Annotated in this window: 15 protein-coding genes; 3 read left to right on the forward strand and 12 right to left on the reverse strand. The window is 62.6% G+C overall.

Going from position 1 to position 22,141, the window contains the following annotated elements:
• Positions 1-6: 6 nt before the first annotated feature.
• The 5 genes from ACP153_RS04485 to ACP153_RS04505 all read right to left on the reverse strand — a co-directional run bounded on the left by ACP153_RS04485 (position 7) and on the right by ACP153_RS04505 (position 10,715).
• A complete protein-coding gene (locus ACP153_RS04485; protein ID WP_424969767.1) occupies positions 7-1,482 on the reverse strand; it encodes a hypothetical protein in 1,476 nt (491 codons plus the stop codon).
• Between the two features lie 752 nt (positions 1,483-2,234).
• Positions 2,235-3,344, reverse strand: a complete 1,110-nt coding sequence (locus tag ACP153_RS04490) for an MFS transporter (protein WP_424969768.1) — start codon at positions 3,342-3,344, stop codon at positions 2,235-2,237.
• Positions 3,341-4,093 (reverse strand): DUF6065 family protein, encoded by a 753-nt coding sequence (locus ACP153_RS04495; RefSeq protein ID WP_424969769.1) that lies wholly within the window; start codon positions 4,091-4,093, stop codon positions 3,341-3,343. Before ACP153_RS04495 ends, ACP153_RS04490 begins: the two co-directional genes overlap by 4 nt.
• A 191-nt stretch (positions 4,094-4,284) precedes the next feature.
• Positions 4,285-7,926: an Ig-like domain-containing protein gene (locus tag ACP153_RS04500; RefSeq protein ID WP_424969770.1), complete on the reverse strand. Its 3,642-nt coding sequence runs from the start codon at positions 7,924-7,926 to the stop codon at positions 4,285-4,287.
• Positions 7,927-8,423: 497 nt separating this feature from the next.
• Positions 8,424-10,715: an adenosylcobalamin-dependent ribonucleoside-diphosphate reductase gene (locus tag ACP153_RS04505; protein WP_424969771.1), complete on the reverse strand. Its 2,292-nt coding sequence runs from the start codon at positions 10,713-10,715 to the stop codon at positions 8,424-8,426.
• Between the two features lie 141 nt (positions 10,716-10,856).
• Here ACP153_RS04505 and ACP153_RS04510 point away from each other — a divergent pair, with 141 nt between their 5' ends.
• Positions 10,857-11,288 carry a DUF1489 family protein gene (locus ACP153_RS04510; RefSeq protein ID WP_424969772.1) on the forward strand — a complete coding sequence of 144 codons (432 nt, stop codon included), beginning with the start codon at positions 10,857-10,859 and terminating at the stop codon, positions 11,286-11,288.
• A gap of 15 nt (positions 11,289-11,303) precedes the next feature.
• Here ACP153_RS04510 and ACP153_RS04515 read toward each other — a convergent pair whose 3' ends face one another.
• Genes ACP153_RS04515 through hisS form a run of 6 tightly spaced genes read right to left on the reverse strand, consistent with a single transcriptional unit; the run spans position 11,304 to position 17,081 of the window.
• Positions 11,304-11,843 (reverse strand): amino acid synthesis family protein, encoded by a 540-nt coding sequence (locus tag ACP153_RS04515; RefSeq protein ID WP_424969773.1) that lies wholly within the window; start codon positions 11,841-11,843, stop codon positions 11,304-11,306.
• A gap of 31 nt (positions 11,844-11,874) precedes the next feature.
• Entirely contained in the window at positions 11,875-12,915 is a 1,041-nt protein-coding gene (locus ACP153_RS04520; RefSeq protein ID WP_424969774.1) for a PLP-dependent cysteine synthase family protein, read from the reverse strand.
• A gap of 4 nt (positions 12,916-12,919) precedes the next feature.
• Positions 12,920-13,765, reverse strand: coding sequence for a pantoate--beta-alanine ligase (gene panC, locus ACP153_RS04525; protein WP_424969775.1), 846 nt, complete (start codon positions 13,763-13,765; stop codon positions 12,920-12,922).
• Positions 13,758-14,480, reverse strand: a complete 723-nt coding sequence (gene hisG, locus ACP153_RS04530; protein ID WP_424969776.1) for an ATP phosphoribosyltransferase — start codon at positions 14,478-14,480, stop codon at positions 13,758-13,760. Before hisG ends, panC begins: the two co-directional genes overlap by 8 nt.
• Positions 14,477-15,583, reverse strand: coding sequence for an ATP phosphoribosyltransferase regulatory subunit (locus ACP153_RS04535; protein WP_424969777.1), 1,107 nt, complete (start codon positions 15,581-15,583; stop codon positions 14,477-14,479). Before ACP153_RS04535 ends, hisG begins: the two co-directional genes overlap by 4 nt.
• Before the next feature lie 4 nt (positions 15,584-15,587).
• Positions 15,588-17,081, reverse strand: coding sequence for a histidine--tRNA ligase (gene hisS, locus ACP153_RS04540; RefSeq protein WP_424969778.1), 1,494 nt, complete (start codon positions 17,079-17,081; stop codon positions 15,588-15,590).
• A gap of 94 nt (positions 17,082-17,175) precedes the next feature.
• On the opposite strand from hisS, the gene ACP153_RS04545 reads away from it, so the two are divergent.
• Positions 17,176-17,385, forward strand: a complete 210-nt coding sequence (locus tag ACP153_RS04545) for a SlyX family protein (RefSeq protein ID WP_424969779.1) — start codon at positions 17,176-17,178, stop codon at positions 17,383-17,385.
• 225 nt (positions 17,386-17,610) lie between these two features.
• On the opposite strand, the gene dnaE is transcribed toward ACP153_RS04545, so the two are convergent.
• Complete coding sequence (dnaE, locus tag ACP153_RS04550) at positions 17,611-21,099, reverse strand: DNA polymerase III subunit alpha (RefSeq protein WP_424969780.1); 3,489 nt, start codon at positions 21,097-21,099, stop codon at positions 17,611-17,613.
• A gap of 213 nt (positions 21,100-21,312) precedes the next feature.
• Here dnaE and ACP153_RS04555 point away from each other — a divergent pair, with 213 nt between their 5' ends.
• Positions 21,313-21,906 (forward strand): J domain-containing protein, encoded by a 594-nt coding sequence (locus tag ACP153_RS04555; RefSeq protein WP_424969781.1) that lies wholly within the window; start codon positions 21,313-21,315, stop codon positions 21,904-21,906.
• The last annotated feature ends 235 nt before the right edge of the window (positions 21,907-22,141 follow it).

Consider the following 22,141-nt stretch of genomic DNA (forward strand, 5'->3'; position numbering starts at 1 on the left):
TGGAGTCTAAATCAAGCTATGCTTGTGGAGCGTTATTGAAACGTTATTGGCGAAGACCGGATCGCTGCGTTTGAGCAGGCCTTCCACCCATCCTTCGAGATTGTAACTGGGCCGAAGTTTGAAAATGCCCTGTTTCATGAGCCGGGCATTCTCGGCGCTTTCGGTCATGGCAAACCCGATCATGGCGTAGCGCAATGCGCCCACGAAACGGGGCTTCTTGATCAAGGACGAATTGGCGAGACGCAGGGCCGAGCGGAAATCACCGCTCGCCATGGCAATCATCGCGCCGGTGATGTCATAGCTGTACCGCCAGGAGCTTTGGGCGCTGAGCTTGGTGCAGCGGGTATAGGCATCCTTGGCCGCCGACAGATTGCCCTGGGACAGGTGCAGCACCGCCAGATGATCCAGGTTGATCGCCAGGTTGGGCGCCCGCAGCTTGGCCTTCTCAAGCAGCATGGTGCCGAGCTGATTGTCGGAACACAGCATATGCGCCGAGTACCCGATCAGGCTCTCGCAGAGGGGCCGGAGCGGGTCGTTCAGCGGCACCCGGGACAGCTCGAGGATCAGATCCCCGGGCTCATAGGCACGGGCATCCGCGACCCCCTCATTTTCCTTGAAGATTTGGATGAACACCTTCACGCATCGCAGTGACGGCGATCCCCCCTGCAGGAGGAGGCGATCAACCTCCGCCTCTGTGGAGGTCACCGCATCCGCATCCAGCGAGAAGAGCGAAGAGAGCACCGCCCAGGGGGCCAGTTCCGCGCTGAGATCCGGCTTCAGGGAGGCCACGAATTCATCAAGGATCTTCTCCGCCGCGCTGAGCATCCCCGTCTCCATCGAGACATCGCCCAAAAGCACGGGCTGGAAGGACTTCACCTTGCGACCACTGCGCGGCGCGACCAGCTCCAACCAGATGAAGAACTCCTTATCCTGTTGGTACACAACGGACTTCAGGAGAAGCGTTCGGGATGTGGTGGACGAAGACGGCAACCCGCCCCCTTCAAGCGTCACCCCGCGCAAATCGAAGATGGCCACGGGCGAAAGGATCGACAGGTTCTGCAGCAGCGACTCCACCGCGAGATTGGCATAGGTCTCTGCCCTTGGGTCGAGCGCCCGGATCTCCGTCGGCAGGATACCGAGGGCGTTCTGCTCCATGATATTGCTGCGAAACCCAGGGGAAGGTGCGGCCCGCGCAACGATCAGCGGCTCTTCCGGGGGCTCCTCGGGCTCCTCGGAGACGCGCTGCTCACGCAACCAATCCTCAAAGGATTCCGCCCCCTCGACATCCAGATCCATTCCCTCAAGGAACAACTCCGCATCCGATGACCGCTCGACCCGCCACCGATCCGGCGCGAGAGAGATATGGTTTCGGTGAGATTGGATGACATCGTCACCCGCCTTCTGGAAGTCGCGCCGCAACTGAAACGCAGCGGATCTGAGGCTTCCCGAGGCTCTCTTGCTGTCCGAGTTTCCCCAGAACATCTCCTGCAAGCGCGCGCGGGCAACCGTCTTGTCGGGGGAGGCGGCGAGAACAGCGAGAAGCGCACAGCGCAGCTTGCTCTCCGGTGTGACATCTTCTCCGGATGCGAGAAGAACGCGAAAAGGCCCCGTCAGGTGTACAACAAGAACGTCCGGCTCGGTCCCCTGCACCGCCCCTCTCATCCCCTTAAACGTAAGTTTTCACGTATATTTTTTGCACAAAAGCGGGGGTTAGGCAAATGATGAATAGACCCCATCGATGAGTCGCAGGCTTTTCATGCGAATTACACCCCAGGGTTGCGAGGTCGTTTTTAATTGCCGCAAATCCGCCTTTGAGTGCGGGGGCGGAATTTCCACTATAGGCATGATTTCGCCATCAAATTGGAATCGAACCTCGGGACGCACTTTGGTTTAAAACGGCAGGTTCCTCGAATCGGAAAAATCCGCTATTCTTTTCTTGGGAATGAACCCAAAATGAAAATGCAGCTAGGGAATAAAAATGACAGATTTTGTGACTGAAGACGCACCCGTGGCGAACCGTACGGACTCATTCTCTGTTGAGGATGCACCCGTCGCAAATCGTACTCAGGCATTTGTCATTGAGGACGCCCCTCTCGCAAACCGCTCCCCCGCTTTCGTGGTTGAGGATGCGCCTATCGCCAATCGTAAGGCCGCCTGAGATCATCGGTTGAAGAAGGCAGCGCGCGAATGATGCGCGCGCTGCCAACTGGTTTTTCATTTGAAATTATTGAATTCTAAGAACTGGGTACGTTCTGAGAGTTTCTTTGCGCGACACTACAAAAACCCAACAAGAGAGCAGCAAGAAACCCGGTCGAGATGATCAACACAGGCGCGTCCTTTGGGATCACGATCACGGACAGCGCCCCACCCAATCGAGCACATGTGATATCGAGACTAGCCACCAACCCATATTCCTTGGACTGCGTGTCGCGCAGGATCAACTCTGTGGTCGGCATATTCGCCAAGGCCATCGCGGCACCTGCCAAAACCACGCTGAGCGGTGACAGGTTGAAAGTAACGGCCGCAGCGATCAGCAGCAGCGCGCTAACCCTGAGAGACGCGAAGAGGGCGCTGTCATTCTCAAGCGACCTCATGAACCAGCAGACGGTCGCGAACACGCCCCAAAGAAGTGTGGAATAGACCCCTATAGCCAAGGGGCTCAACCCGAACAGCTCCTCCGCATGGAGCGGAAAGGCGTATATAAACCAAGTTGTTATCCCATATGATATGAAAACATAGGCGAACATCAGATTGCTTGTGACGCGGTTCGCACTGGGCCTGTGACGTTGCCCGAGGCGGAAGGACTCATCGATCTTGGAGGCGTTGAGGATCGCGACGAATGCGATGAACGGCACGATCAACCACGCGACGCGCCACTCAAACAGGATGATGAGGGTGGAAAAGACGACAGGAGACGCTGCCGCAACGATCCCGCTCCAGAACCCCCAGATGGTCAAGCTCTCCGCGGAATTCGCATCGCCGCTCCTTGAGATGATCAAAGGGACGCATGGCGAGAACAAGGCGGCTCCGACCCCCTGCACGCCACGCAGAACAAGCAGGCTTAAAAAGCTTTCGGCAAAAACAATGAGAGACGCTGCAAATGCATACAGAAAAACACCGGCAATAAACAGAATTCGAACTGGCATGCGATCGGTCAGGATGCCCCCCAGGATCAATGTCGCTGACAAACTGAAACCATAGACAGAATAAGCCGTCAGGCCCTGCCCCGGGTCAGACAGAATTTCCGCCGAAAGGAACGGCAGAATCACTGCAAATGCAGAAATATCAAGAATGTAAGAGAAGTTTGCGATGAGGGCGGTTTTCTGGGACCCAGATAACCTCACGTAGTGGGTTTCCCGCGTTTGAGACGGCGGTACTCACGGGCATAGGTGCCCTTTTCCGAATTCTGGCTCAATGATTTTTCCATGACCTTTGAATATCTTTCCCAATCAGATTTGCTAAAATTATCCAAACCAATATCCACAGTATAATCCTGATGAATTTTGCGATTGCAATCCTCTGTACGCATCATCTGGACAAAAAAGATCGGCGCGCTCCGACGCAAGGAAACAATCGTGTCTGTTTTTGTAATTCGTATATTGGTCAGCAGAGGCCCAAACCAAAGGTCAGAATGAATGACGCCCTCATAGCTTTCAAAGTTTTCAAGCTTGGGAAGATTGGGTGGGTCCCGCACCAACGCGCTATAGCCCGGTGCGGTTTCGAGGATATAGCCGCTCCAAACCTGCAGGACACCCGGTTCCGCGGAAGATCCGATGGTAATTGGCGCGGTTCCTGAGAGATGGCTCGGGCACGCCGCCTCGAAATCAGATCTGAAATGGGCGTCCTTCAGACTCTGGAGCTTTTGCCAGGCGGTATCCTCGGGCAGTTTCCAAAATGTGGCGGCTCCGTCGAAAATCAGATCAATGTCGACGGGAGAGAAAATATACCAGCCCGACTCACTCGCAAGGCGCATTGGCTCGCAATAGCGAAACGCCCGGGTGAACATTGTGCCCATGGCCGAACTATCGCCGAGCTGAGGATCGGGCGCCTGTTCAAGGAGTTTGATAAACCGGGCCTTCTTTCCCTCTTCCATCGCTGGCTCGCCCTTTGACCCAACTTGCACGCTCCCGTCTTGGACAGAGAGAGCACAGCAAGCGTAGCAGTCGAGAATGGCGCGCGTCGCCCTCAAACCTGGGGGTCGAGGCATCTTCGTCTCAGAAACCGGCGCGCCCGGATAACAAAGAAGGGGGAGAGCCTTTCGGTAAAGCCTCTCCAGATGGATCTTTAGACGAGGAAGCTGTCGTCGTAGATCAGCCCTTCATTCATCGCGATGTAGCCTGCGACTTCGTTGGTATGGCGGGTTTCGGAATCTCCGGATGTCTCCTCTTCGACAAAGAGGGAGACGCTGGCATTGTCGATTTCCGCCAGGCGCACGGTCGCGGTGTCGCTGCCATCGGTTGTCTGCATATCCGCGAGCAGGACCGGTGCGGTCGCAAACCCAGTGTTGAAGACGAAAGTGTCGACCCGCTCGTCCAGCTGATCGCCCGTCAGGAAGACGTCGAGGCCCGCGCGGCTCCCGGTTTCCATGGCGATCCAGGACACGGTCTCGTTTGCGTGGGCGCCGAGGGCCTCCTCCTCCTCGATCTGCACCTCGAAGCCGGTCGCATCCACATTGCGGATCCGCGTGGTCACAGCATCGGCCTCGTTCACCGAGGTCACCTCGGCCAGAACAACGGCCTCACCCAGGCTTTCGCCAAAGCTCACATCCGAGAAATCCGTCCCGACGCTTTGGGTGCCCGCGACGATGGTCTGACCATTGGCCAGCGTGTGCGAGCCTTCGGAGATGGCGAGCCAGCTGACGGTCTCGGCCATATGGGTCCCGTCGAGATAGCTCCACTCGTCGATCTGGAACTCGAACCCAGTCTCCGTGACGTTGCGCACGCGGGTTGTCGCCGCATCAGTGCCATTGAAAGAGATCGGGCCCATGACCACCACCGCGTTGGAGATCGCCGTGTCGAAGGTCACCGTATGCCACTGATCGCCACCGGTCTGTTCCACCGTGACCGTGCCGCTCTGGCCGATGGCCCCGCCGGACCCGGTTTCATCCGCGCCATCGATGGTGATGGCCACATTGGCCGATGCAGACCCGCCCTGCCAGTCGGAGACCGTGTAGGTGAAGCTGTCATTGGCGGTCTCGCCGGTCGCGAGGCTGTCGAAGGCGCGGTTCTGCGCATAGCTCAGAGTGCCGTCACTGTTCAGCGTCACGAATGCGCCGGACTGGAGCGCCACGGTCTCCTCGACCGCGATCGCCTGCCCGTTGATCTCGGTGATGATGAGCGGGTCATCATCCGCGTCACTGTCATTGCCCAGCACATTCAGCACCAGCAACGCATCTTCTGCGACCGTGGCCGCGTCATCGGTCGGGGTCGGGGCCGTGTTGTCGCTGGCCACGCCGTAGAGCAGCCCGCCTTCCAACGCCACAAAGCCTGCGGTCTCGCTGGTGTGATTGGTTTCGGTGTCGCCCGATTGCTCTTCATCCACATAAAGTGTGACACCCTCCGCATCGAGCGCATCCAACCGCAGGGTTGACGTGTCACCACCATCCACGCTCTGCATATCCGCCAGCAGCACCGGCGCCGCGCCGAACCCGGTGGAGAACTGGAACGAGTCGAGCCGGTGGGTGACTTGATCCCCCGTCCGCACCACATCAAGGCCCGGGGCGGTCCCGGTCTCGAGCGCGATCCAGGACACCGTTTCGGCCCCATGGGCGCCCAGAGCCTCCTCCTCTTCGATCTGCACTTCGAAGCCGTTCGCATCCACGTTGCGGATCCGCGTGGTCACCGCATCGGCTTCGTTGACCGAGGTCACCTCGGCCAGAACCACAGCCTCGCCAAGCCCTTGGCCAAAGCTCACATCGGTAAAGCTTGTCCCCACGGATTGCGTGCCGGCCACCAGGGTCTGTCCGCTGGCAAGCGTATGGGACCCCGCACTCACCGCGAGCCAGCTCACACTTTCCAGCCCATGGGCGCCGTCGAGGTAGTTCCATTCGTCGATCTGGAACTCGAACCCGGTCTCCGTCACGTTGCGCACGCGGGTCGTCGCGGCGGCATCATCATTCGAAGAGAGCGGACCCATGACCACCACCGCATTGGCGATGGCCGTATCAAAGGTCACCGTGTGCCACTGGTCCGAACCGGTTTGCGCGACGGAGACCGTACCGCTCTGCCCGATCGGGGTGTCCTCATCCACCCCATCCACGGTGATCGACACGGTGGCGCTCGCCGCGCCGCCATTTCCGTCCGAGACGGTGTAGGTGAAGCTCTCGCTGCCGGTCTCCCCGGCGTTCAGCCCGTCGAAGGCGCCGTTCTGGACATAGCTGAGCGTGCCATCGGCATTCAGCGTCACCGACGCGCCGGAGGCCAGATCAACGGTGCCATTGCTGGCGATTGCCTGACCATCCACCTCGGTGATCGTCAGGGCATCGCCCTCGGGATCCACATCATTGCCCAGAACCGCCAGCACCAGCGGCGCATCCTCGTCGACACGCGCCGTGTCATCAGCCGGGAGCGGAGCCTGATTGCCGAAGAGGTTGAAGATATCCGAGAAGGTGTAGCTGATATCCACAAACTCGAAGCTCTCGATGGTGTCATAGACAAAATCGATCCCTTCCCCGATCACCTGGATCGCGTCATCGATCAGGGAGAAGCTGTAGGAGCTGAAGACAAGGTTGTAGACGACCGTGTCGAACCCAGCATCGCCGTGGAACACGTCATTCCCGAGCTGACCGATAAAGAGGTCATTGCCCGCCCCGCCCTGAAAGACGTTGTCCGCCTCGTTCCCGATGAAGAGGTCATTGCCGGACCCGCCAATGGCGTTCTCGATCACCGTGCCCACGGCCAGGGTCAGGTTGCCGGTGCGCCCACCGATATTCGAGGTGTTCTGCGCCGTCTGATCCGCGGTCTGGACCGTGAGGTCAATCTTCTGGTTTGCGCCGTAGCCGCTGAAATCCAGTGTGTCGATGCCGCCCCCATCCACGATGGTCGAGGCCGTGCGATCCGCATAATCCGCAAACTCGTTCCAGATCTGGCTCTCACTGGCGGAGATATTGGTGTTGAAGCCATAGACCGTGTCGCCGGTAAACGCGTTCGATACCCCGTAACCCTGCTGACCATAGATGCTGTCGAGCGCCAGCCAATCCACGGCCATGGGGGTCTGCAGGAACTCATAGCTCGCGGAGATCGCGGAGTTCTCCGATTGCGAGAAATAGGACATCATCGACGCCTGCCAGCTGTCGAGCTCGAAGATCGCGTCATCCGCGTAATTGGCGCTGCCGTTATAGGGGCCCTGATGCCCGAGACCCAGCGCGTGCCCGATCTCGTGGAAGATCGTCTGCAGCGTGTAGTCGTCATAAGTCGAGGTGCCGCCCGACCAGCTATCATCGATATTGATGTAAGAGTAGTAGATCGTCCCGTCGCTATAGCGGGTCGACCCCGCAAAGGCGCCGCTTTGGTTGTCCGAAAAGAAGAAGTCCACAACGCTGTCATCGGTGCTCGTCGTCTCGATGAACTGGATGCCCAGCACCGCCTCATAGACGTCGAACACATCGCGGATCAGCTCGGCGCGCTCTTCGGAGACCCCATCCAGATCGCTGCCGCCGCCATAGGTCAGCGGGCCATAGCCCGTCACGTTGTAATAGAGGACACCGTTATTCGCATCCGGGCCGGTTGAGCCGACATTGTGGCGTAAACCTGTCGAGTTGCCCCAATATCCCAGCTCCAGAAAGTCGGCCATCTCCTGCATTGTGGCGGTCACGGCAGAGGCGCTCAGACCGCCTGTCGTCACTGTTCCGGAACGTTCCTCGTCGTCCTTGAACCGATCATCCGCCATGCAGGCCGGGCAGGTGCAGGTCGACAGATGCGCCGACAAGTCTTCTGAATTTGCAGAAAAATCTTCGGAATTTTGAATTGAATCGGTCACGGACATGGACGCCTCTCTTGTTGGAGCGCTTGGGATCTGCGGAACCGCCGGGGCCAGCTGCTCGCGCGCAGGTTGAGTTCATCTTGCGGCCACACTGCCCGGTGATTTGAGGCAGGGTAATGACCAAATTGTGTCCGCGGCACCCAGCGCAAATTCCAGCCGAACCTGTGCCCGATTTGCGGCGCCAAACCGCCGGTTCGCGCGCCTAAGGGGGGCTAGGAGCTTGTGAAACAAGCCATTCCCAGGATGGGTGTTCGGGCGGAGATCTGGGCGCGTCGCCATAGGACGGTACGATAGAGGCCCTGTTTCACCGTTAGCGGGGCGCAAGAAGGGCCTCTTCCCGCCCAGACCGTTAAAATCCGCAACAAAAAACCACCATGCGAAGGACGCATGGTGGCCAGTCCGATGACAAAGGAATGGGGCGACCGGGTTCGGTCAGCCCTGCCTCACCCGCATTTCGAGAAGCCGCAATCGGCGCAGGTGTTGCACCCTTCGACCATGCGCAGCGAGAGCGATCCGCAATTCGGGCAGGACGGCCCGCGCGGCGCTTCGCCCACGGCCACGACCTCCGCATGGGGATCGGTCTTCAGCCCCATGCCCTCGCCCTCGATGAAGCCCGTGGCGATCATGTGGCGCTCGATGACACCCCCGATGGCCGCAAGGATAGACGGCACGTATTTCCCCTCCATCCAGGCGCCGCCGCGCGGATCGAAGACGGCCTTGAGCTCTTCAACCACAAAGGACACATCGCCCCCGCGCCGGAACACGGCCGAGACCATGCGGGTCAGGGCCACGGTCCAGGCGAAATGCTCCATGTTCTTGGAGTTGATGAACACCTCGAACGGGCGCCGGTGCCCGTTGATCACCACATCGTTGATCGTGATGTAGATCGCGTGGTCGGTCAGCGGCCATTTCACCTTATAGGTCTGCCCCTCGAGCGCCTGAGGCCGATCCAGCGGGTCGGAGATATAAACGACATCACCATCGAGCCGCGCGTCGGAGACCGCCTTGACCTCGCCGCTCTCCTCCTCGGCCTTCGGGCTCTCGGAGACACTGAGGACCGAGCCCGTGACCGCGTTGGGCCGATATGTGGTGCAGCCTTTGCAGCCCTGGTCCCAGGCCGCCATATAGACGTCCTTGAAGGCATCAAAACTGATATCCTCGGGGCAGTTGATCGTCTTGGAGATCGACGAATCCACCCATTTCTGGGCCGCTGCTTGCATGCGGACATGGTCTTGCGGCGCCAGGGTCTGGGCGTTGACGAAATAGTCCGGCAGCGGTGCGTCGCCTTTCAGGTCGCGCCACATCTGCACGGCGTAGTCGACAACCTCTTCCTCCGTGCGCGAGCCGTCCTTCTGAAGAACCTTGCGCGTGTAGGAATAGGCAAAGACCGGCTCGATCCCGGAACTCACATTGCCCGCATAAAGACTGATCGTCCCCGTCGGCGCGATAGAGGTCAGCAGGGCGTTGCGGATCCCGTGTTCGGCAATCTCGGCGCGCACGTCGTCATCCATGGCCTGCATCGTGCCCGACTGCAGATAGGCCTCCGCATCAAAGAGCGGAAAGGCACCCTTTTCCTTCGCCAATTGCACCGACGCCCGGTACGCGGCGCGCGCGATACTGTGCAACCAGCGCTCGGTCTGACGCGCCGCCTCCTCGGAGCCATAGCGCAGCCCAAGCATCAAAAGCGCATCGGCAAGCCCGGTCACCCCAAGCCCGATCCGCCGCTTGGCCCGGGCCTCGGCGGCCTGCGCCTCCAGCGGGAAGCGCGAGGCATCCACCACATTGTCCATCATCCGCACAGCCGTCGCGACCAGCGCGTCCAGCTCCGCCTCATTGAGCTCGGCGGCCTCTGCGAATGGCTCAGAGACCAGCCGCGCGAGGTTGATCGAGCCCAGCAGACAGGCGCCATAGGGCGGCAGAGGCTGCTCGCCGCAGGGGTTCGTCGCCGCGATCGTCTCGCAATAGTTCAGGTTGTTCGCCGCATTGATGCGGTCGATGAAGATCACCCCGGGCTCGGCATAGTCATAGGTCGCCTGCATGATCCGGTTCCACAGATCCCGCGCCTGCACGGTTTTGTAGACCTTGCCGTCAAAGACCAGATCCCAGGATCCATCGGCCTTCACCGCCTCCATGAACGGATCCGTGACCAGAACCGAGACATTGAACATCCGCAGCCGTGCCGGATCGGATTTGGCGGCAATAAAGTCCTCCACATCCGGATGGTCGCAGCGCATGGTCGCCATCATCGCCCCGCGGCGCGAGCCCGCGGACATGATCGTGCGGCACATGGCATCCCAGACATCCATGAACGAGAGCGGCCCCGACGCATCCGCCGCCACGCCCTTCACCACCGCGCCTTTGGGACGGATGGTCGAGAAGTCATAGCCGATCCCACCGCCCTGCTGCATGGTCAGCGCGGCCTCTTTCAGCCCCTCGAAAATCCCGCCCATATCATCGGGCACCGTGCCCATGACAAAGCAGTTGAAGAGGGTCACCGACCGCTCGGTCCCGGCGCCCGCAGTGATCCGACCCGCCGGCAGGAACTTGAAATCCTCAAGGGCGGCATAAAACTTCGGTTCCCAGGCCTCCGGCTCCGCCTCGACCTCGGCCAGGGACCGCGCAATCCGGCGCCAGCTATCCTCGACCGTGACGTCGATGGGCGTGCCATCCGCTTCCTTGAAGCGGTATTTCATGTCCCAGATGGTTTCGGAGATAGGCGCGGAAAAACGAGTCATGGCAGCGATTCCCTGAGTGCAGCAGCATCGCAGTCTACATCAAGACCGGGGAAAGACACAACAGGTTGCAGTGAAATCCGAGCGCTCTACGATATACGGTGTCTCGCGCCCCAATCTGGGGACGAATCTGGGGATAAGCCTGTGGAAAAGACCGTCCATCTCATCAAACTCTGCGTCGGGGCCGAGAAAGTCGAGGATCTGACCAATTGGCAAGCCTCCGCGCGGGCCAAGGGACCGGACGGCCTGCCGCGCCATGTGACCCGGATGTGGCCGAAACGCAGCGCCGAGATTCTCAATGGCGGGTCGATCTACTGGGTGTTCAAGGGCATCGTTCTGGCCCGGCAACGGATCCTGCGGCTCGACGAAGTGCTGGGCGGCGACGACATCACGCGCTGCGGGATCGTACTCGACCCGGAGGTGCACCGGACCGAGGCCGCGCCCAAACGCCCTTTTCAGGGCTGGCGCTATCTCACTCCGCAGGACGCTCCGGCGGACCTCACCAGCGCCCAGCGGCGGGAGGAGACCCTGCCGCCCAAGCTGGAACTGGCGCTGGCCGAGATCGGCGTCCGTTAGGCCGAGGCCCCTCGCCTAGCCACCCTGGGGGCAACGCGGGTTGGGCCGTCCGGCCGTGGCATAGGCCATCACCATCACGATCTCATCCGGGCGCGGGCCATCGGGCACGCTGACGGTCAACGTATCAAAATGGTCAAAGGACCACGGGTCATCCTTATGCCCCAGCGGCACATCGATCGACGCCCCCAGCGTGCCGATTTTGACGTTTGACGGAATAACCGCATCGCCGCCGCCCACGGCCCGACGCATGGGCGCGCCCAGACGCGGATGCACCATGGCCCCGCCATGCTCCATATCCCCTGCCACGCCCACCAGTGCTGCCTTGCCATAGCTGACCGCCGGCGCCCCGAGGGCCTCCACAGCCTCCGCCGCCAGGGTCTCGCCCAAAGCCCCTCCCAGCGCGAAGAGAGGCGTCAGATCCGCGGCCACCTGCCCCGCCAACGGGTTTCGGACAATAGCCAAAGCCGCGACCCGTGTGACCGGATCGCAAGGCGTTCCCATCGCATCCTGCCGGATCACCTCCCGCAGCAGCAGCGTCTTTCGCAACCCGTCCATCACGTCCCCCCTCGCGCGTCTTCGCCAGATGTCAGCCCCAGCGCGCCAAAGCAGCACTGGGACCGGTGATATCCCCGATCTCCTGCGCGACCCATTTCGGATCGTAATAGGTGTCGAGATAGCGATCCCCCGCATCGCACATGACCGTCACGATGGATCCGCGCTTGCCCGCAGCCTGCATCTCGCCCGCAATCTCGAGCGCGCCCCAGAGGTTCGTCCCGGTAGAGCCACCCACCCTGCGCCCGATCTGCTCGGACAACCACAGGGTCGTCGCCACCGAGGCCGCATCGGGCACTTGCCGCATGGCATCGATCACATCGGGCTGGAACGACTTTTCGACTTTGGGCCGCCCGATCCCCTCGATCCGGCTGGAGCAGGCCCGGGTCAGGGTCGCGTCGCGCCGCGTATAGCTATCATAGAAGACCGAGTTCTCCGGATCGACCACCACCAGCCGCGTCGCGTGCCCGCAATAGCGGATATAGCGGCCCAGCGTGGCCGAGGTGCCGCCGGTCCCGGCACTCATCACCAGCACGGAGGGCACCGGGAACTGCTCCCGCGCCATCTGGCGAAAAATGCTCTCGGCGATGTTGTTGTTGCCCCGCCAATCCGTGGCCCGCTCCGCATAGAGGAACTGGTCCATAAAATACCCGCCACGCTCGGCGGCCAGAGCGGTGGCCGCATCATGCATCTCGGGTGCGCTTTCGACGAAATGGCATTGCCCGCCATAGCGGGTGATCTCGGCGATCTTGCTGGGCGCGGTCTTGCGCGGCATCACGGCGATGAAGGGCAGGTCCAGCATCTTCGCGAAATAGGCCTCAGACACCGCCGTACTTCCCGAAGACGCCTCGATCACCGGACGGTCCGGCGCGAGCTTGCCGTTGCAGAGCGCATAGAGAAAGAGCGACCGCGCCAGCCGATGCTTCAGGCTGCCCGTGGGATGAGTGCTCTCATCCTTGAGGTAGATGTCCACATCACGCAAACCGGGCAGTTCCAGCTTGAAGAGATGGGTATCGGCGGAGCGCTGGAAGTCCGCCTCGATCTTGCGGACGGCCTCATGCACCCAAACGCTCATCGGGTTATCTCACGGCCACATTGTCGATCAAACGGGCACCGCCGAGCTTCGCGGCGACAAACACGCGGGCGCTGCCCGGTTTGGGCGTCTCGACAATCTGCAGCGTCGTGGCGTCCCGGCATTCGAGGTAATCCACCGTCTTGAACCCGAGCGCCAGCACGTCCTTGGCCGCCGTATAGCAGACCCCTGAGGCGCCATGCCCATGGGCAATGCGTGCCGCCGCGTTGCGCAGGATCTTGTGCATGCCCGGCGCGATCGCGCGCTCTTCCTCGGTAAGGTAGGCGTTGCGCGAGCTGAGCGCGAGCCCATCCTCGGCGCGCACCGTGGGAATGCCGACCACCTCCGTGGGGAAGTTCAGATCCCGCGCCATCTGTCGCACGACAGCGAGCTGCTGCCAGTCCTTCTGGCCGAAATAGGCGCGATCCGCCTGGCCGAGATTGAAGAGCTTGGTGACCACCTGTGTCACGCCATCGAAATGCCCCGGGCGCGTCTGCCCGCAGAGCATATCCGTCAGCCCGCCGACCTTGACCGTCGTGCTGAACCCCTCGGGGTACATCACGTCGCGCGTGGGCGAGAAGACCACGTCCACCCCCGCCTCGCGCAGCATCTGCAGATCCGCATCGAACGTGTCGGGATAGGCGTCCAGATCCTCATTCGCGCCGAACTGGGTCGGGTTCACGAAGATCGTCACGATCACCTTGGCGCATTCCTCACGCGCCGCCGCGACCAGCGCCATATGCCCCGCATGGAGCGCACCCATGGTCGGCACCAGCCCCACGCTCTCGCCCGCGCGGCGCCACATCCCCTGCAGCATGCGCAGGGAGGCCACATCCCGGATCACGTCAGTCATGGAACACTCCATCCGTCACGTCGTCCCGCCCGAGCGCTGCGCCCAACGCCTGTAGCGCCGCGCGCTCCGCCGCGCCCCAAGGGGCCATGCGCGAGGCGAACAGGGTCGCTTGAGAGCGCAGCACGGGCTCACCCTTCAGGATCTTAAGGTGATTGGCGCGCAAAGTCTCGCCGGTCGAGGTGATGTCCGCGATCGCCTCGGCGGTCAGGTTGGCCACCGTGCCCTCAGTCGCCCCCTGGCTGTCCACCAGTTGGTAATCCGCGACGCCATGGCCGCTCAGATGCGCATGGACAAGCCGGTGATACTTGGTGGCGATGCGCAGGCGGAAGCCGTGATTGGCCCGGAACTGCGCGGCCACCGCGTCCAAATCATCGAGGGTTTCCACATCGACCCAGCAGCGCGGCACCGCAAGGATCAGATCCGCGTGGCCAAAGCCCAGAGCCTCGAGGCTGCGCACCTGGCGCATCCAATCGGGCAGCTTCTCCTGCACGAGATCCGTGCCCGTGACACCGAGATGGATCCGCCCGGCGGCCAGCTCGCGCGGGATCTCCCCCGCCGAGAGCAACACCAGAGACACCCCGTCGAGCCCGTCCACCGCGCCTGCGTATTCCCGCTCCGAGCCGGTGCGGCGCAGGGTGACACCATGCTTGCCGAACCAGTCGAAGGTCTTTTCCATCAGCCGCCCCTTGGACGGCACGCCAAGCTTCAGGGTCATCGCTGGGCCTCCTCAAGCGCGGCGACGAGGCCGGGGCGGATCACCCCGCCTACCGCGGGGATCGCCCGGCCTTGCCCCAGCACAGTGGTCAGCGCATCGTAGCGCCCGCCCGAGGCCACCGGTGCCATATGGGGACGCGATCGCGAGAAGATGCCAAAGACGAACCCGTCATAGTATTCCAGCGAAGCGCGCCCATAGGTCCCGTCGAATTCCAGCAGCGCCGGATCCTCGCCACGGGTGGCCAGCGCCTCAAGCCGGGCCTCCATCTGGTCGAGCGCCGGGGTCAGGGTCGGCAGATCCACCGCGAGATCCCGCAACCGCTCCAGCGCGTTGGGCGCGCTTTCGCGCAAGCGCGAAATATCCTCAAGAACCGAGACCTCCGCCGCCGGGATCGGGGCCGTGTCCTGATCCGCGCGCAGCCGGTCGATGCGGGCAGTGATCTCTTCCGGGCTGCGCCGCCCCATATCCGGACCGTTGGCGGCAAGCACCGCCGCGACGCCCTTCTCGGCAACCTCCGCCACCAGCGCGGCGCGCCCCTCGGGTTCGGGCAATTGCCCGCCAAACCGGCTCAGAAGCGCGCGAAACCTGCGCGGGCGCCAGATATGGCGCAGCAGCGCGGCCCGACGCTCGGGCGTGGTGGTCAGTCCGGCAATGGCAGCGCGCAGAATGCCGATATCGCCAATCACAGCCCGGGTCGGCAGATGGGCCAGCTGCGCCCGCAGCAGGGCAAAAACCTCCGCATCCGCAGCCGCCGGGTCCTGGCCGTCAAACACCTCATAGCCCGCCTGCAGGAACTCGCGCGGGCGTTCGACCCCCGCCGCCTGCTTGCGGAAGACCTCGCCCATATAGGCGTAGCGCGCGGGCTCGGCCCCCTCGCTCATATGCATCTGCACGACCGGCACCGTGAAATCCGGGCGCAGCATCTGCTCGCCCCGCACCGCATCGGCGGTGACATAGGCCCGGTGCCGGATCGTCTCGCCATAGAGGTCGAGCAACGTCTCCGCAGGCTGCAGGATATCCGCGTCAACGGGGGCCGCCCCCGCATCCAGAAACGCAGAGAAAAGGCGCGCGCCCACCGCCCGATCCGCTTGGGAAATTGTCATCGCGTCAGGCCCCACGCCCCAGGATTGCCTGCACCTCGGCCACCAGATCGGTCACGGCAACCTCGCGCTGCGCGGGCTGGGATTTCCATTCATCGAGGCTGGCACTCGCGGCGATCTGCGCCCCCAGCACCAGATCCTTGATCTGGACCACGCCGCGCGCGGCCTCGTCCGAGCCCTGGATCACCGCCACGGGGGCGCCGCGTTTATCCGCGTATTTCAACTGATTGCCGAAGTTTTTGGGGTTGCCGAGATAGAGCTCGGCCCGGATGCCTGCCTCGCGCAACGTACCAACCATTGTCTGATAGTCGGCGATGCGATCACGATCCATCACCGTGACAATCACGGGCCCCGGGGCTGCGGCCTGCGCCTTGCCCTTGGCCCGCAAGGCTGCGAGCAGCCGGTCTACCCCGATGGACACCCCAGTCGCAGGCACTGCCTGCCCGGTGAAGCGCTTGACCAGATCGTCATAGCGCCCGCCCCCGGCCACGGAGCCGAACTGCACCGTCTGGCCCTTTTCGTTCTGCACGTCGAAGGTCAGCTCCGCCTCGAAGACCGGACCTGTGTAATAGCCCAGACCGCGCACGACGCTCGGGTCGATCTCGATCCGGTCCGCACCATAGCCCTGCGCCTCCGTCAGGGCAGCGATGGTCTCAAGCTCGGCCACGCCCTCGGCCCCGGCCTTGGACCCACCGACAAGCTCGCCCAGAGCGGCACAGGTTGCCACCCCGGTCTCGCGCTTGGCGTCCATGAAGGCCATGACCCGCGCGGCCTGCTCATCGCTGAGCCCGGCCCCATCGGTAAAGTCTCCGCTCTCATCCTTGCGCCCGGCCCCGAGCAGAGCGCGCACGCCTTCGGTGCCCAGCCGGTCGAGCTTGTCGATGGCCCGCAGGACGATCCCCCGCTCGGAAGCGAACTTCTCGGGATCAGACGGATCGAGCACGCCCGCCGCCTCCATCACGCCGTTGAGCACTTTGCGATTGTTGACCCGCACGATGTAGTCGCCGCGCGGAATGCCCACCGCCTCGAGCGCGGTCGCAAGCATGGCGCAAACCTCGGCATCGGCCGCGACACTGGGCGCGCCCACGGTATCCGCATCGCATTGATAAAACTGCCGGAACCGCCCTGGACCCGGCTTTTCATTGCGCCAGACCGGCCCCATTGCATAGCGGCGATAGGGGCTCGGCAGATCGTTGCGGTATTGCGCGGCCACCCGGGCCAGCGGCGCCGTGAGATCATAGCGCAACGCGAGCCAGTCGCTCTCCTCCTCTTGCCAGGCAAAAACCCCCTCATTGGGGCGGTCTACATCCGGCAGGAACTTTCCCAGCGCCTCGACCGTCTCGACAGCGGAGGTTTCCAAAGGATCAAACCCATAGAGATGATACACCTCGGCAATGCGGTCGAGCATGGCCTTGCGTTCGGTCACCTCAGCGCCGAAATAGTCGCGAAAGCCCTTCGGCGTTTGTGCCTTGGGGCGGGGTGTTTTCTTGGGCTTGGCCATCGAATGGCTCCATTGGGTCTGGTGCGCCCGCGTTTAGCGGAGCAAAGGCACAGGAGCAAGACAAGGGGCCCGGACAAGCGTGTGGAGCGGAAAGATGTCTCAGGCAGCAATCGACCGGTTGGAAGAGAAACTGGCCTATCAGGAAAAGACCATCGACGAGTTGTCGGAGGTGATCGCCGCCCAGGCCCGCCAGATTGATCTGATCGAGGCGCGCCTGCGCCGCCTGATGGAGCGCGAAGCCACTCGCGAAGCCGAAGGTACCGGCGGCGTGATCCTCGGTGACGAACGCCCGCCCCACTACTAACACCAAAGACAAGAATACCCCGCCGCATCGGCGAGGTATCCCTTAAGTCACGGCCATCGGCGTCCCCGCCTGTACCGTAGTCAGACGGTGCCGCGATTCTGGTTTCTTAAGTCTTAAAATATCCCCGCCGGAGGCACTGGCTGCAGGCCAGTTGGCCCGAGCAAAGCTCGGGCGGATTTTGGGCCTCCGGCGGGGATATTTAGGGACTTAAGACCGCCAATTGGCTCAAAGCTCTTCGACCATGGCCACACCGGACAGGCTCTTGAGCGCGCCCTTGATCTGTGGGTTGACGGGTAGGGTCTCGCCGAGCAGCACATCCACCTCGCCCGGAAGGTCCGGATCGACCAGGGCCAGGGTGATCGGGCCTCGGGTTCGGATGCTGGGATCATCCGCCATTCGCCCAAGCAGGCCCGCGATATTGGGCACCGCCTCGTCATCATCCACGAAGATCCGCAGCCCCATCATCCCCTTGGCATCGGACACCGCATCATCAATGGGCGCAGCGGACCGGCAGAGCAGCTTCAGCTGGTCCGCCTCCAGGGTCGCCTCGACGGTGAGTACCACGTTTTTGCCCGTCTCCAGGTGGGGGCGCGCGGTCTCCAACGTATCGGAGAAGACCGTCACCTCATAGAGCCCCGTGGGATCCGAGGCCTGCACGAAGGCGAACCGGTTGCCGCGCGCGGATTTGCGTTCCTGCCGTCCGGCGACGGTGCCCGCGATCTTGGCGACGGCAGCCCCGCGATCCATCTGCTGGGTCAGTGCCTCCAGCGTGACGACGCCCTTGCGTTTCAAAGCGCCCATATAGTCGTCGAGCGGATGGCCCGAGAGGTAGAAGCCCACGGCTTTGTGCTCTTCGGCGAGCCGTTCGGCGGGCAGCCAGTCGTCGCAGGGCAGGATGCGCGGTTCCGGCAGATCCTCGCCCGCCTCGCCAAAGAGCGAGACCTGTGCCGAGGCGCGCTGCTCGAAGATGGCGGCGGAGTACGCCACCAGCCCATCCAGGCTCTGGAAGACCCGCCGCCGGTTGTTATCGAGTTGGTCAAAAGCCCCGGCCCGGGCGAGCATCTCCAACGGGCGCTTGCCGACCCGTTTCAGATCCACGCGGCGCGCAAGATCAAAAAGCGTGACGAAGGGTTTGTCGCCGCGCCCGGCCACCACCAGCTCCATCGCGTCGGCGCCCACATTCTTCAGCGCGCCAAGCCCATAGACCAGCTTGCCCTCGGTCACCGAGAAGGTCGCGAGCGAGCGGTTCACGCAAGGCGGCACGATCTCCAGATCAAGCCCGCGCCGCACCTCCTCGGCATAGACGGCGAGCTTGTCGGTCAGGTGGATATCGCAGTTCATGACCCCGGCCATGAACTCCACCGGGTGGTTTGCCTTAAGCCAGGCGGTCTGGTAGCTCACCACCGCATAGGCGGCGGCGTGGGATTTGTTGAAGCCGTAATTGGCGAACTTGTCGAGAAGGTTCCAAACCTCCAGCGCCTTGTCCTTGTCGACGCCGTTTTCCTTGGCACCGGCGAGGAACTTCGGGCGCTCGGCGTCCATCGCCTCCTGGATCTTCTTGCCCATGGCGCGGCGCAGCATGTCGGCCCCGCCGAGCGTGTAGCCCGCCATCTCCTGGGCGATCTGCATCACCTGTTCCTGATAGACGATGATACCTTGGGTCTCGTCGAGGATGTGATCCACCGTGGGATGCAACAGCTCCCGCTCGCTGAGCTTGTTCTTCACCTCGCAGAATTTCGGGATGTTCTCCATCGGGCCCGGACGATAGAGCGCCACGAGCGCGATGATATCCTCGATGCAGTCGGGCTTCATCCGCCGCAGGGCGTCCATCATGCCCGTACTTTCCACCTGGAACACGGCGACGGTTTTGGCGGCGGCATAGAGCTTGTAAGACGCCTCATCATCCAGCGGGATCGCGTTGATGTCGTTCTCGGTGCCCGGTTTCGGCGCATAGAGCTCGGTCCCGTCGGCAGCGATATGCAGGTCGCGTCCGCTGGCGAGGATCAGGTCCACCGCGTTCTGGATCACGGTCAGGGTTTTCAGCCCGAGGAAGTCGAACTTCACGAGCCCGGCCTGCTCCACCCATTTCATGTTGAACTGGGTCGCCGGCATGTCCGAGCGCGGATCCTGATAGAGCGGCACCAGCGCGTCCAGCGGACGGTCCCCGATCACGACACCGGCAGCGTGGGTCGAGGCGTTCCGCAAAAGCCCCTCGACCTGCATTCCGTATTTCAGGAGCCGGTCCACGACCTCCTCGGCCTTGGCCTCCTCGCGCAGACGCGGCTCATCGGCCAGCGCCTTCTCGATCGAGACGGGCTTCACGCCTTCCACCGGGATCATCTTGCTCAGCCGGTCCACCTGCCCATAGGGCATTTGCAGCACCCGGCCCACATCGCGCACGGCCGCCTTGGACAGGAGCGCACCGAAGGTGATGATCTGGCCCACCTTGTCGCGCCCGTATTTCTCTTGCACGTAGCGGATCACCTCCTCCCGGCGATCCATGCAGAAATCGATGTCGAAATCCGGCATCGAGATCCGTTCCGGGTTCAGGAACCGCTCGAACAGCAGCGAATAGCGCAGCGGGTCGAGATCCGTGATCGTTAGAGCATAGGCCACAAGCGAGCCCGCTCCGGACCCCCTGCCCGGCCCCACGGGGATGTTGTGATCCTTGGACCACTGGATGAAATCCGCAACGATCAGAAAATAGCCAGGGAAGCCCATTCCCTCGATGATGCCCAGCTCGAAATCGAGCCGCTTCTCGTATTCCTCCACCGAGGTCGCATGGGGGATGACCTCCAGCCGCTTGGCCAGCCCCTCCTTGGCCATCCGGCGCAGCTCGGCCACCTCGTCATCGGCGAATTTCGGCAGGATCGGGTCGCGTTTATAGGCCTTGAAGGCGCAGCGCTGCGCGATCTCCACCGTGTTCTCGATCGCCTCGGGCAGGTCCGCAAAAAGCGTGACCATCTCTGTCTGGGTCTTGAAATAGTGCTGATCGGTCAGGCGACGGCGATCGGCCTGCTGGTCTACATAGGCGCCCTCGGCTATGCAGATCAGCGCATCATGGGCCTCGTACATGCCCTCATTCGGGAAGTAGACATCATTGGTCGCCACCAGCGGCAAGTCCATCGCATAGGCCAGCCCGACCATCCCGGGCTCGGTCTCGACGCAGACCGGGTCGCCCGGATGGCGCTGCAGCTCCACATAAAGCCGATCCGCGAAGGCCGCCTTGAGCCGCGCCATCAACGCTTCGGCCTTGGGGGTTTGGCCCGCCGATAGGAGCCGCCCGACCGGGCCGCGCGGCCCGCCGGTCAGGCAAATCAGGTCGCGGCTGTACTGCTCCAGCTCCGCCAAGGTGACCTGCGGCAGCTGCCCGCCCTTGTCCACATAGAGGCAGGAGTTGAGCTTCATCAGGTTCTCATACCCCGCCTCGCTCTGCGCCAGCAGCACGAGCGGCGCCGGGGCCCGCGGGCGCTCTCCGGGCTCGGCAGGATCATATTCGAGATCCACCTGGCAGCCGATGATCGGCTGAATCCCCGCCTTGGCCATGCCTTCCGAGAACTCCAGCGCCGCGAACATGTTGTTCGTATCCGTCAGGGCGATCGCGGGCATGCCCGCCTTGGCCGTCAGATCCGGCAGTTTCTTGAGCCGCATCGCCCCTTCGAGGAGCGAGTATTCGGTGTGAACGCGCAGATGGATGAATCGGGGATCAAGCATAATGAAAAGTTAGCGCAACTTATTGCGGGCGGAAAGCGCCAGACCACCGGATCTTGTGGATAACAAAGCGTAAATACGCGCGTCGTGCATTAACCGTCGGGCAAGAAATGACTGCCCGTGCAGGCCTCTAGCATTTAGTGTGCATTTTAGACGCTTTTGACCCGAACTTGCATCAAAGCTTCGAACAAACGCAAAGAACCGGATGGACACGACATGATCGACGCAGCTACCAAGACCGCCTTCGCTCTCCTGGGCCTCGCACCGACCACCGATGTCACCGCGATCCGGAAAGCCTGGCGCAAGCTGGTTCGGATCCATCACCCGGATCAGGCGGAGGGCTGCAAGGACGAAGCCAATGCTCGCCTGGCCGAGATCAACGCCGCGTTTGACCTCGTCTGGGTCTGGGCCGAGCAAGGCCCCCAGACCGCGCAAGCCTCCCGCGCCGACGCCCAGGCCGAAGCCCGCGCCAAGGCCGAAGCTGCCGCACGCCGCGCCGCTGCCGAGGCAGCCGCCCGCGCCAAGGCAGAGGCCGCTGCGCGTGCCAAGGCCGAAGCGGCTGCCCGTGCCAAAGCGGAAGCCGCCGCCCGTGCGAAAGCCGAAGCAGCTGCACGCGCCAAAGCGGAAGCCGAGGCTCGGACCAAGGCGCAAGCCGCAGCCCGCGCCAAGGCCGAAGCCGCCGCCCGCGCCCAGAACGCCGCGCGCACCCGCACCGACACCAGCGCCGCCGCCGTCGCCCGGGCCCGCTTCATGGACGCTCTCTCGGCTCTGGAGCCCAAAGCCGCCCAGCGTACCTTTGGGTTTGCCTGATCCCTAAAATTCGACTCAAGCGCCGCTCAAACTCTGAACGCTTTTGAAAGAGTTTGGCCCGATTTCCAGAGAGATCGATCCCGCGAGCGTCCTCCAGGGCTGTTGTCAGGCCAGCAAGACACAGATGCCAAAGGATTGGGCATCTGCGCAAAACCAAGACAATCTCTTGCCAAATCTCTTGCAAAGCCTCCGGATCCCCGGTTTCCTGTGCTGGGTTGATCCAGATACAAGGGGC

Origin of the sequence: Dinoroseobacter sp. S76 (assembly GCF_049801095.1) — a bacterium.
Lineage (GTDB): Bacteria > Pseudomonadota > Alphaproteobacteria > Rhodobacterales > Rhodobacteraceae > Dinoroseobacter.